The organism is Dyella amyloliquefaciens, from assembly GCF_004296575.1.
Classification (GTDB): Bacteria; Pseudomonadota; Gammaproteobacteria; order Xanthomonadales; family Rhodanobacteraceae; genus Dyella; species Dyella amyloliquefaciens.
The window spans coordinates 257,556-269,533 of sequence record NZ_SAYT01000003.1 but is presented as its reverse complement, the minus strand read 5'-3'; the positions used below and the strand labels follow the sequence as shown (position 1 = coordinate 269,533).

Here is an 11,978-nt window from a genome sequence, read left to right as displayed (position 1 = left end):
TCCACGCACGAGCCGATCACTCCCAACGCATTGGCCTGCAGCAATGGGATCCCTCTCGCCGCATGCACGCCGCGCGAAGCGAGCCGCCAGTGGAGATGCACAACGCAGCGCGCATGCGTGCGGGCACCCGAGAGCATCGACGCGGGGCTCGCAACTCTCATCGGTGTGATAAATTGCGACAGACATTGCACCGCAGCATGCGGTAGCGATTACAGGACGAAACACGACTCTCCGGCCGCCTGCACCTGGCGCGAGCCAGGCGAGCACCGCGCCACGTGGAGAGCAATCCGGCATGAAACCGACCGATGCACGCAGTCTGCACGGCCATGTAGTTCGCGAACTGGGCACGCGCATCGTCGCCGGCGACCTGAAGCCTGGTGACGTGCTGCCGCGCGAGGATGCGCTGGCCGAGAGCATGCAAGTCAGCCGGAACGCCCTCAGGGAGGCGCTCAAGGTGCTCTCGTCCAAGGGACTGATCGAAGCGCGCCCCAAGATCGGCACTCGCGTGCGCGCACGCGAGTTCTGGAACCAGCTGGATGCCGACGTGCTGTCCTGGCGCTGCGCATCCATGCCCACCGACGACTTCGTCGACAAGCTGGTGGAGATGCGAGAGTTGATCGAGCCGGCGGCCGCCGCCGCGGCCGCGCAACGGCGCACCAGCGCGGACCTGTCCAGGATCGACGCGGCCTACAGGAAGATGGAAGCCTCAAGGGATGCCGGAGAATGGGCGACAGCCGACCTGGCCTTCCACAATGCCATCCTGCAAGCCACCGGCAACGAGCTGATGAGCTCGTTGTTCGCCGTGATCGAAAGCGTGTTCGGCATGTTCTTCGTGCTGTCGGCCGAGACCGCAGGCGATTTCAAGTACTCCCTGCCGCAGCACCACAAAGTGCTTGAGGCGATCCGGCGCAACCAGCCGGAGGCTGCACGCAAGGCCATGCAGGCCATGATCGTCGATGCGCGCAGCAACCTGGACAAGCGCCGCAAAACCAACGGGAAGAAGCAGCGCTGACGTCGTGCGTCGTCGCGCGACTAGACCTCGCGCAGCGCGTGCTCCAGCTTGCCCAGGAACTCTTCCGCATGGGCCTCGCTGAAGACGATCGGCGGCTTGATCTTGAGTACGTTGTCGTCGGGACCGTCCGTGGAAAGCAGGATGTGTCGCGCCTTCATGGCTTCCACCACTGCCCTGGCCCGATGGCGGTCCGGCGTCCGGCTCTCATCGTCGAGCACGAATTCGGCGCCAATGAACAGGCCCTGCCCACGCACGTCGCCGATCCCTTCGAAGCGCTGCTGCAGGTCGCGCAGTCCCGTCATCAACAAGTTGCCGACGCGCATGGCCTGCTGCTGCAGCCGCTCGTCCTCGATCACCTCGAGTACGGCCAGGGCGATCGCGCATGACACCGGGTTGCCCGCGAAGGTATTGAAGTACTCCATGCCGGTCACGAAGCTCGCGGCAATTTCCGGAGTCGTCACTACCGCGCCCATCGGATGGCCATTCCCGATCGGCTTGCCCAGCGTCACGATATCCGGCACCACACCCTGGCACTCGAATGCCCAGAAGTGCTCGCCGGCACGGCCGAAGCCCACCTGCACCTCGTCGGCCAGGCACACGCCGCCGGCCTCGCGCACTGACGCATAGGCCGTGGAAAGATAGTCCGGCGGCAGCACGACCTGTCCACCGCAACCAAGCAGGGATTCGGCATAGAACGCCGCGGTCGCGATGCCGCGCCCGCGCAGCTCGTCGATGGCCGGCGCGACCAGTTCGCCATATTCGCGGCCTGCCCCGGGCATGTCGCGGAACGAGCCGCGGTAGACGTCCGGCATCGCCACCACGCCGACATGCGAACTCTGCCCCACCCCGCCCTTGCCGTTGAACTTGTACGGACTGAGTTCGATCATCGAGGGCGAATGCCCGTGGTAGGCGTGATCCACCACCACCACGCCCTGGGCCCGGGTATGCGCGCGTGCCAGGCGCAAGGCCAGGTCGTTGGCCTCGGTGCCCGAGTTGGTGAGGAACACCACCGAGAGCGACGATGGCAACGTGGCGGTGAGGCGCAACGCGTACTCGACGATGTTGTCGTGCAGGTAGCGCGTATTGGTATTGAGCTGCGCCATCTGTGCCTGCCCCGCCTGCACCACGCGCGGGTGGCAGTGGCCGACATGGCAGACGTTGTTGACCATATCCAGATAGGCTTGGCCGTGCTGGTCGTACAGCCACGCACCCTCGCCCCTGACGATCTTCAGCGGTTCCCGGTAGGCCACGCTGAGCGTCGGATTCAGGTGCTGACGCCGCAGGCGCAGCAGTTCGTCGTTGTCGCGCACCGGAATGGGGGCGATGGCTCGGACGTCAATCATGGTGCACCTCGAGGAAGGGGCGAACGATGACATCACGCTCGGTGCCGGCGAGCTGCCGTAGCAGCTCGCGCACGCCTTGCTGGGATACCAGGACAAAGGGATTGTCGGGCTGCTCCCGGTGCGAACGCGTCGCCATCAGCACGCTATGGCACAGCCGCGCCAGGATGAAGCCGTGCAATTGCTCCAGCTCGGCCCGGCGCAGCGGCAGTTCGGCCAGGTAGCCACCAACGATGCGCTGTGCGCAGGCAACGGGGTCGGCTTCGTGCTGCATGGCATAGGTGCACGCAATGGCCAGGTCGGCGAGCCGGAAGCTGGTGCACATGTCGCCGAAGTCGATCACGGCGCCGACCTGCTTTCCGCCACCGTTGGCGTCAGCGACGATTACGTTCAGGTCATTGGCGTCGTTATGCAGCACCGTCACCGGCAGCTCGGCACGCCATTGCGGCAAGGCCGCGCAGAACGCGCCCGCATGCTGGTCCACGATGTCATGCAGGGACGTGTCGCTGATATGGCGCAGCTCCGACATCAGGGTCGGCAGCCGCATCAGGTTCCAGTCGTGCTGGCGATCAGCCGCCGGGTGCTCGAAGTCGCGCAGTCCCCGGGTGAGGCGACCCACGGCCTGGCCAAGACTCGCATGCAGGACCGAGCGCTGCGACGCATCGAGCGCATCGATCGATTCCGCATAGGTCGCGCCAGGCACGTAGCTGAGCATGCGCACCAGACACGATTGACCATCGACAGGCAGCGCCAACAGGTGCTCGCCACCTTCGGCCATCTGCACGCGTGGCACACCGAGGCCGGGCTCGCGCGCAGCCAGGGTGATCATCGCCTGGTTTTCCAGTTCGATGTCCGCGCGCGACCACGACGGATGCGCGACCTTGAGCACGTAGTCGCCATCCTCGCCGCGGATGCGGAAATTCTGGTCGGCATAGGAGGGCAGCGCTTCGATCTCGCCGCGGATATTCCAATGACGTCGTGCGAGCACCAGGGCGGCGTCTGCGGTAAGTATGTCCATCGGATGGCCTGTCCACCGGGCGTTGCGACTGATCCAATAGTAGTATAATTTGACAATTCAATCTGACCAGAGGCGCATCCATGTTCCGGCCATTGCTCGTGACGGCATTGACTGCCGCATTGATGATCGCGAGCGCCTGCGCCTCTCCGATCCATGCCTCGGACGCGCCTGCAACCAAGGCACAGGGTGCCGCCCTTCTGCACCAGTCCGAAGCGATGAGCTTCGGCGTGTTCTATTACCCGGAACAGTGGCCGCGCGAACAGTGGCAGCGCGACTTGAACAGCATCGCCAAGCTGGGTTTCAACTTCACCCACATGGCGGAATTCAGCTGGACCTACCTCGAGCCTGAGGAAGGTCGCTTCGACTTCAGCTGGCTCGACCACGCCATCGACCTGGCCGACAAGGCTGGACTGCGCGTCATCCTCGGCACGCCCTCGGCCGCACCGCCGAGCTGGATGGGTGAACACTATCCCGAGGTCTATCGGGTCGACGAGCACGGGCAACGCCACGAACACGGCATTCGCGCCGAAGTGTCCCTGTCCGATGCGAAGTACCAGGCCTTCGTCACTCGCCTCGTGACTGCCATGGCGCAGCACTATGGCCATGACCGCCGGGTATGGGGCTGGCAGGTAGACAACGAGCCCGGCAGCTTTGCCGACTACAGCGACAGCGCGCGCTCCGCTTTTCGCCGCTGGCTGCAGAAGCGCTACGGCAGCATCGACGCGATGAACGCAGCCTGGGGCGGTTCGTTCTGGAGCAGCCGCTACACCAGCTTCGACCAGGTGCTGATACCCAATGCCACGCTGGCGGCCGAGGACAAGCTCAGCCCGCATGCCCTGCTTGATCTCGCGCGCTTCCAGGCCGACACCACCGCGAGCTTCCTCGACGCGCAGGCGGCCATCATCAAGAAGTACGCCGAGCCCGCGCAGTGGGTGACCACCAATTACACCAATGTCAGCACGGCCACCGACCCGCGCCGCAGCCATGGCCTGGACTTCAACACCTTCACGCTTTATCCGGTGGCAGGCACCAACGTCCTCGGTGGTGACAGCTACGCGATCGGCAAACCGGCCAACCTGATGGAAGCGGCGGCGTACTACCGCCCGATCACCGGCACCTTCGGCGTGATGGAGCTGCAGCCGGGCCAGGTCAACTGGGGCGGGATCAATCCGCAGCCGATGCCCGGCGCGGTCGGCATGTGGATGTGGCACGCGTTCGCCTCGGGCGCCTCGCTGCTCAGCACCTACCGCTATCGCCACCCGCTGCGCGGCAGCGAGATGTACCACGAAGGCATCGTCGGCACCGACGGCACGACGCTCTCGCGCACCGGCCGCGAATTCGTCGACACCTTGCACGAGATCCAGTCGCTGGAAGGCAAGCTCGACGCCAAGGCGAAGCTGCCGGCGAAGTTGGCAGCGCGCTACACCGGCTACCTGTGGAGCCACGACGTGTTCTGGGATCTGGAGATCCAGCCGCAGACCACCGAGTGGAACAGCTGGTCGTACCGCAATGGCTACACGCTGGCGGTCAAGAGCACCGGCGCGCCGATGGACTTCATCGCCGAGGGCGACGACTTCAGTCGCTATCCTTTCCTGATCGCGCCGGCCTACCAGATGGTGAGCGATGCGCTGGTCCAGAAATGGCGCCGTTATGTGGAACAGGGTGGCCACCTGATCCTCACCAGCCGCAGCGGCCAGAAGAATGCGCTCGGCCATTTCCATGAAGGCCCGTGGGCTGCGCCCATCCTCGACCTGATCGGCGCCGACGTGGAGGGCTTCGACATGCTTCCGCCCAGCGCCAAGGCACAGGCAAGCGTGGCGGGCCAGACGCATGACTGGCATCGCTGGGCTGACATCCTCGCGCCGCGCGCCGGCACCGAAGTGCTGGCCACCTACGCCGACCACTATTACGCGGGCAAGGCCGCGGCCACGACCCGCCGCCTCGGCAAGGGCACGGTGACCATGATCGGTGTGTCCACCGACGACGGCGAGCTGGAACGCGAGGTTGTACGCAGCGTCTACCAGCGTGCCGGCGTGGCGATCGAAGACCTGCCCAAGGGCGTCTTCATCGACTGGCGCGGCGGCTACTACTTCATGGTGAATTACAACCCGCAGCCGTTCGGTCCCGCCCTGCCCGCCGCGTCGACCATCGTGCATGGAAAGGCGCCACTCGCGCCGGCGCAGGTTCTGGTGTGGAAAGAACCCTCTGCCTGACCCTGAGCAGCGCCGGCCACCACCGGGAGGCCGGCGAACCACCCGTTTCGATGCGATGGAGCTGCAAAAGGCATGGCCACCTCGCCGAGTGAGCAAGCCACACCACGTTTGCGCCGCGTCCTGGGCACCTGGGACCTGGTGCTGTTCAACATCGCAGCCATCGTCGCCCTGCGCTGGCTCTCGCTGGCGGCGCAGATCGGACCGTCCAGCCTGACCCTGTGGGTGCTGGGCCTGGTCGGCTTCTTCATACCGCTGGCCCTGGCCGTGCTCGACCTGAGTGCGCGGGTACCAGGCGAAGGCGGCCTCTACCTGTGGTCGAAGACCGCGTTCGGCGAGATGCACGGCTTCATCGCGGGATGGACCTACTGGGTCTCCAATCTCGCTTATTTTCCCGCCGCACTGCTCTTCAGCGCAGGCATCTTCCTGCACGTCGGCGGCGAGCACTGGGTGGGCCACGCCCACGACAACAGTTACAACCTGCTGTATGGCCTGGTCGTGCTGTGGATTACCACCGCGTTCGGCGTGGTCGGACTCGAACGCGCCAAATGGCTGCAGAACATCGGCGGCATCGCAACCTGGACCGCGGCGATCATCATCCTGGCAGCCGGTGCACTGGCGGCGTACCGCTACGATGGCGCCGCCACCATCACCGCCACCAGGTTGCTCCCTGACTTCGGCAAGCTGTCGACCTTCTCGACCCTGGCCACCATCGCGCTCGCCTTCCAGGGGCTGGAGCTCGGGCTCATCATGGGCGGGGAGATCAAGGACCCGGCACGGCAGGTTCCACGTGCGACGCTGATTTCCTGCGTGGTCATCGCCGCCATCTACATTGCCGGCACCGCTTCGCTACTGGTCGCCCTGCCCGCCTCGACCATCGACATCATCGCCGGCATTCCGCAGGCGCTGACGGCCATTGGCGAGCGGCTCGGGCTGCCCCGGTTCGGCCAGCTCACCGCGGGCCTCGTGGCGCTGGGCACGGTCGGCTCCATCGCCGCCTGGGTGACGGCGACCGCGCGGCTTCCCTTCGTCGTGGGCGTGGATCGTTTCCTGCCCCAGGCACTGGGCCGACTGCATCCCCGCTTTGGCACGCCCCACGTCGCCCTGCTGGTGCAGGGCGTGCTGACGTCGCTGGTGCTGGCGATGGCGCTGTCAGGCTCCAATATCCACGACGCCTACGTCATCCTGATCGACATGACCGCGGTCCTGTCACTACTGCCGCTGTGCTACATCCTGTTGGCCTACCCGCTGCTGCGCCACCGTGCCACCAGGCAGGCGGCCTGGCGGCGCCATTCGCGGGCGGCCACGCTGCTCGCGTGGCTGGCCGGGCTGTGCGGCTTTGCGGTGGTCAGCCTGGCCATCCTCACCTCGATGGTTCCGCCCGAGCACAGCCAGCCGGCCTTGTTCCTGGGCAAGGTGGTCGGCGGTTCGGTGCTGTTGATCGCCATCGGCCTGGTGTTTTACCGGCGTGGCGCCCGTCAGCAGGCGCCGCTGGCTAACCAGGCCGAAGGGCTGCCGGCGCCCGATCCGGCGGACTCGACTGCCGTCTGAGCCACACTCGCCTAAGTTGTCGGAACGCGTCGTGCACCGAACCCTGCCCATCCAGACCTCGGCGCAGCGACCCCATCTCTACTTTTCAGCAAGGTCGAAAAACCGAGCCGACGCCATAGCGGTGCCTTGGCTGATTCACCGTTGAGGATCAGTGATCCGCAGCATGGGTTCACCCGCCAGTGACGTGGGTGGCAAGTACGCCCGAGGGGTCGTCATATCGATAGGCGCGACGTTTGCATTGGGGCCCGGCATGCCCGTCGTGAGCAGACCTGCTGTCGGGCCTTGGACGTGGAACACCGATACCCCACCCCATTCGTCTGCCACATACCGCCAACCCAACGTGCGATCGAAACCCAGCACGTCAGGATCTTTGGCTACATCGAATCAAGAGAGCACTCGCCTGCTTGTAAGGTCCACCACGAAACGAGGTGAAACAGTGCTAAGTCACTCCCACTCAATGGTTGCGGGCGGCTTGCCACTGATGTCATAAACGACACGAGAAACACCGCGCAACTCATTGATAATGCGATTGGAAACCTTGCCAAGGAAGTCGTACGGCAAGTGCGCCCAATGCGCCGTCATGAAGTCGATGGTCTCCACGGCACGCAGCGCGATCACCCACTCGTAGGCACGGGCATCGCCCACCACGCCCACCGATTTCACCGGCAGGAACACGGCGAAGGCCTGGCTGGTCTTGTCGTACAGCTCCCAGGCGCGCAACTCTTCGATGAAGATCGCATCGGCGCGAGCGAGCAGCTCGGCGTACTCCGGCTTCACCTCGCCCAGGATGCGCACGCCCAGGCCGGGGCCCGGGAACGGATGGCGGTAGACCATCGCGCGCGGCAGGCCAAGTTCCACGCCGATGCGGCGCACCTCGTCCTTGAACAGCTCACGCAGCGGCTCGACCAGCTTGAGCTTCATGTGCTCCGGCAGGCCGCCCACGTTGTGGTGGCTCTTGATGACGTGCGCCTTGCCGGTCTTGCTGCCGGCCGACTCGATCACGTCGGGATAGATGGTGCCCTGGGCCAGCCACTTCACCTGGCCATGGCCGGCGTTGGTGACCTTGGCCGACTCCTCGTCGAAGATCTCCACGAACAGGCGGCCGATGATCTTGCGCTTGGCTTCCGGGTCCGCCACGCCTTCCAGCGCGCTGAAGTAGCGCTCGGCGGCGTTCACGCGGATCACCTTCACGCCCATGTGCTCGGCCATGGTGGCCATCACTTGGTCGCCTTCCTGCCAGCGCAGTAGGCCCGTGTCGACGAACACGCAGGTCAGCTGGTCACCGATGGCCCGGTGCAGCAGCGCGGCCACCACGGAGGAATCCACGCCGCCGGAGAGGCCCAGCAGCACGTGGTCGTTGCCGACCTGCTCGCGCACGCGGGAAATCTGGTCCTCGATGATGTGCGCGGCGGTCCACAACGTCTGGCAGCCGCAGATTTCCGTGACGAAACGCTTGAGCAGGTTGGTGCCCTGCTTGGTATGGGTCACTTCCGGATGGAACTGCACGCCGTACCAGCGCTTGTCCTCGTTTTCCATCACCGCGACCGGGATGCGATCGGTGGACCCGGTGATGACGAAACCCGGCGGCGCCTTGGACACGTGGTCGCCATGGCTCATCCAGACGTCCAGGCGATGCGCACTGTCGTGGTCGCTGAGGTCCGCGAACAGGCGACTCTTGGCGACGATGTCCACTTCCGCATGACCAAACTCGCGCGCGTTGGCGGCCTCGGTGGCACCGCCCAGCTGCGCGGCCAGGGTCTGCATGCCGTAGCAGATGCCAAGGATCGGCAGGCCTGCATCGAACACTTCCTGCGGCGCCGCGGGTGCGCCGGGCAGCGTGGTCGACTCCGGGCCGCCGGACAGGATGATGCCCTTGGCGCCGTACGCGGCGATCTCGGCCGGGTCGTGATCCCACGCCCAGATCTCGCAGTAGACGCCGATCTCGCGCACGCGGCGGGCGATCAGCTGGGTGTACTGCGCGCCGAAATCGAGGATGAGGATTTTGTCGCTATGGATGTCGGTCATGACGGCGAACGTCCGGAGTCGAAAATGAGAAGGGTCGGAACGCTGGAGCGCCCGACCCGTGAAAATCTTCCTCACCGTCATCCCGGCGAAGGCCGGGATCCAGTGCCTTTCCACACCAAATCGAAGGCGCTGGATTCCAGCTTTCGCTGGAACGACGATGCTGCAAGGTCACCTCAGCGGGTAAAGGGAGAAGGCGCTGACGATGGATCGGCCGCGCCACTCTTCACCCTCAGGAATTCAGCCGATAGTTCGGCGCTTCCTTCGTGATCTGGATGTCGTGAGGATGCGCTTCCGTGACGCCGGCGCTGGTCACCTTCACGAACTGCGCCTTCTGGCGCACGTCCTCGACGGTGGCCGCACCCAGGTAGCCCATCGAGGCACGCAGGCCGCCGATCAGCTGGTGGATGATGTTGCGCAGCGGACCACGGTACGGCACGCGACCTTCGATGCCTTCCGGCACCAGCTTGTCGGCGTCGGCCTCGTCCTGGAAGTAGCGATCCTTGGAGCCCAGCGCCATCGCGCCCAGCGAACCCATGCCGCGGTAGCTCTTGTAGGAGCGGCCCTGGAACAGCTCAACCTCGCCCGGCGACTCTTCGGTGCCGGCGAACATCGAACCCAGCATCACGGTGGACGCACCAGCGGCCAGCGCCTTGGGAATGTCGCCCGAGTAGCGGATGCCGCCGTCGGCGATCAGCGGGATTTCGTCCTTCAGCGCGGTGGCGACCAGGTCGATCGCAGTGATCTGCGGTACGCCCACGCCAGCGACGACGCGCGTGGTGCAGATCGAGCCCGGGCCCACGCCCACCTTCACCGCATCGACACCCGCGCCGAGCAGCGCACGCGCCGCTTCGCCGGTGACGATGTTGCCTGCGATGACTTCGACGTGCGGGTAACGCTTCTTCACCCAACCGGCGCGCTCGATGACGCCCTGCGAGTGGCCGTGCGCGGTATCGACCACCAACACGTCCACGCCAGCCTCAACCAATGCCTCTACACGCTGTTCGGTGTCGCCACCCACGCCCACGGCGGCGCCAACAAGCAAGCGCTCGAGGCGATCCTTGGCGGCATTCGGATTGTCGCGGGCTTTCTGGATGTCCTTGACCGTAATCAGACCACGCAGCTGGTAGTCGTCGTTGACGACCAGGACTTTCTCGATGCGGTGCTGATGCAGCAACTGAAGCACATCGTCCTGGCTGGCGCCTTCGCGCACGGTCACGAGCTTGTCCTGGCGCGTCATGATGTTGCGCACCGGGTCGTCATGCTTGCGTTCGAAACGCAGGTCGCGGCTGGTGACGATGCCGACCAGCTTCTCGCCGTCCACCACCGGCACGCCGGAGATATTGTGAGCACGCGTGAGCTGCAGCACTTCGCGGATCGACGTGTTCGGACCGACAGTGATCGGGCTGCGGATGACGCCGGCCTCGAACTTCTTCACCAGGCGCACTTCGGCGGCCTGCTGCTCGGCGGTCATGTTCTTGTGGATGATGCCGATGCCGCCCTGCTGGGCCATGGTGATGGCGAGGCGGGCTTCGGTCACCGTGTCCATGGCGGCGGACACGATCGGAATGTTCAGGCGCAGGTTTCGGGTGAGCCGCGTGGAGGTGTCTACGTCACGTGGCAGAACGGCCGAATGGGCCGGAACGAGGTAAACGTCGTCGTAGGTGAGAGCCTCGGCGAGGATACGCATGCGATTTGTCCCGCTGCAAAGAGGAGATTATACGCGGAAGGCCGTAGGCTCGCTACTCGTCGCATGAACGGAAAGGCCGCCCGTCCCATCTCTTGTGCGAGCGCACCCTGTGCGCGACAGCAACGTCCGGAAAAATCCGGCCCTCCCAAGGCCTGCGAGGGCGCCATCGTCGAAGGCAATCGACCCGCCCGGTCGCGCACAAGGTGCGCTCCCACAACCGGCGGCGACCGTTACGTCGACAGCTCAGCCGCGATGCTCCACATCCCGTGCTTCGGCGGCTTCCAGCGTATTTTCCAGCAGCGTCGCCACGGTCATCGGGCCGACGCCGCCCGGCACCGGCGTGATCCAGCTGGCGCGCTCGGCGGCGGCGGCAAAATCCACGTCACCCACCAGGCGGCCGTCTTCCAGGCGATTGATGCCGACGTCGATCACCACCGCACCCGGCTTGATCCACTCGCCCTTGACCAGACCCGGCCTGCCGACGGCAACGATGACGATGTCGGCCTGGCGGATGAAGCTCTCGAGGTCGCGAGTGAACTTGTGGCAGCACGTCGTGGTGCAACCGGCGATCAGCAGCTCCAGTGCGAGTGGACGACCGACGTGATTGGAGACGCCCACCACCACGGCGTGCTGTCCGCGCACGGGACGATCGGTGTGGCCCAGCAAGGCCATCACGCCACGCGGCGTGCAGGGGCGCAGGCCGAAACGACGCAGAGCGAGGCGTCCGACGTTCACCGCCTGGAAACCATCCACGTCCTTGCCCGGATCGATGCGATCGACCAGTGCGTCCTCGTCGATGTGAGCGGGCAGCGGCGACTGCACCAGGATGCCGTGTACGGCGGGATCGGCGTTGAGCCGGTCGATCAGCGCGATCAGCTCTTCCTGCGAGGTGCTCGATGGCAGGTCGAAATCGAACGAGCGAAAACCGACCTGGTGGCAGGCCTTGCGCTTGTTGCGTACGTAGACCGAGGAGGCGGCGTCATCGCCGACCAGCACCACGGCCAGACCCGGCTCCGCGTGGCCTTTGCCCTTGCGTTCGGCAACGCGACGCTCGATCCGCTCCATCAGTTCCTGCGCAATGCGTTTGCCGTCGAGGATGCGTGCGGTCATGGTCAGGCCTGGCTGCAAAGAGCCG

8 protein-coding genes are annotated in these 11,978 nt (G+C 65.4%); 3 read left to right on the top strand and 5 right to left on the bottom strand.

Features of this window, described 5'->3' with window-relative positions; all coding sequences use genetic code 11:
* The first annotated feature begins 292 nt into the window (after positions 1–292).
* On the top strand, positions 293–1,012 hold the full coding sequence (locus tag EPB08_RS09680; protein ID WP_130618877.1) for a FadR/GntR family transcriptional regulator: 720 nt from the start codon (positions 293–295) through the stop codon (positions 1,010–1,012).
* A gap of 20 nt (positions 1,013–1,032) precedes the next feature.
* Here the strand turns inward: EPB08_RS09680 and EPB08_RS09675 are convergent, their stop codons facing one another.
* Together EPB08_RS09675 and EPB08_RS09670 are read right to left on the bottom strand one after the other, a co-directional pair.
* A complete protein-coding gene (locus EPB08_RS09675) occupies positions 1,033–2,355 on the bottom strand; it encodes an aminotransferase class III-fold pyridoxal phosphate-dependent enzyme (RefSeq protein ID WP_130618876.1) in 1,323 nt (440 codons plus the stop codon).
* Positions 2,348–3,370 carry a phosphotransferase gene (locus tag EPB08_RS09670; protein ID WP_130618875.1) on the bottom strand — a complete coding sequence of 341 codons (1,023 nt, stop codon included), beginning with the start codon at positions 3,368–3,370 and terminating at the stop codon, positions 2,348–2,350. Before EPB08_RS09670 ends, EPB08_RS09675 begins: the two co-directional genes overlap by 8 nt.
* 80 nt (positions 3,371–3,450) lie before the next feature.
* Between EPB08_RS09670 and EPB08_RS09665 the strand changes: the two genes are divergently transcribed.
* The gene (locus tag EPB08_RS09665) at positions 3,451–5,583 is read left to right on the top strand and encodes a beta-galactosidase (RefSeq protein WP_130618874.1); all 2,133 of its coding nucleotides are present in this window, start codon (positions 3,451–3,453) and stop codon (positions 5,581–5,583) included.
* 72 nt (positions 5,584–5,655) lie between these two features.
* A complete protein-coding gene (locus EPB08_RS09660) occupies positions 5,656–7,131 on the top strand; it encodes an APC family permease (RefSeq protein WP_130618873.1) in 1,476 nt (491 codons plus the stop codon).
* 444 nt (positions 7,132–7,575) lie between these two features.
* Here the strand turns inward: EPB08_RS09660 and guaA are convergent, their stop codons facing one another.
* From guaA to folD, 3 genes are all read right to left on the bottom strand, one after another.
* Positions 7,576–9,156: a glutamine-hydrolyzing GMP synthase gene (guaA, locus tag EPB08_RS09655; RefSeq protein WP_130618872.1), complete on the bottom strand. Its 1,581-nt coding sequence runs from the start codon at positions 9,154–9,156 to the stop codon at positions 7,576–7,578.
* Between the two features lie 229 nt (positions 9,157–9,385).
* On the bottom strand, positions 9,386–10,843 hold the full coding sequence (guaB, locus tag EPB08_RS09650; protein WP_130618871.1) for an IMP dehydrogenase: 1,458 nt from the start codon (positions 10,841–10,843) through the stop codon (positions 9,386–9,388).
* Between the two features lie 243 nt (positions 10,844–11,086).
* Positions 11,087–11,953, bottom strand: coding sequence for a bifunctional methylenetetrahydrofolate dehydrogenase/methenyltetrahydrofolate cyclohydrolase FolD (folD, locus tag EPB08_RS09645; protein WP_130618870.1), 867 nt, complete (start codon positions 11,951–11,953; stop codon positions 11,087–11,089).
* Between the last annotated feature and the right edge of the window lie 25 nt (positions 11,954–11,978).

Excerpts from the sequence above, each read along its gene's own strand:
- EPB08_RS09680 (WP_130618877.1), top strand. The coding sequence starts at position 293 with ATGAAACCGACCGATGCACGCAGTCTGCACGGCCATGTAGTTCGCGAA.
- EPB08_RS09675 (WP_130618876.1), bottom strand. The coding sequence starts at position 2,355 with ATGATTGACGTCCGAGCCATCGCCCCCATTCCGGTGCGCGACAACGAC.
- EPB08_RS09670 (WP_130618875.1), bottom strand. The coding sequence starts at position 3,370 with ATGGACATACTTACCGCAGACGCCGCCCTGGTGCTCGCACGACGTCAT.
- EPB08_RS09665 (WP_130618874.1), top strand. The coding sequence starts at position 3,451 with ATGTTCCGGCCATTGCTCGTGACGGCATTGACTGCCGCATTGATGATC.
- EPB08_RS09660 (WP_130618873.1), top strand. The coding sequence starts at position 5,656 with ATGGCCACCTCGCCGAGTGAGCAAGCCACACCACGTTTGCGCCGCGTC.
- guaA (WP_130618872.1), bottom strand. The coding sequence starts at position 9,156 with ATGACCGACATCCATAGCGACAAAATCCTCATCCTCGATTTCGGCGCG.
- guaB (WP_130618871.1), bottom strand. The coding sequence starts at position 10,843 with ATGCGTATCCTCGCCGAGGCTCTCACCTACGACGACGTTTACCTCGTT.
- folD (WP_130618870.1), bottom strand. The coding sequence starts at position 11,953 with ATGACCGCACGCATCCTCGACGGCAAACGCATTGCGCAGGAACTGATG.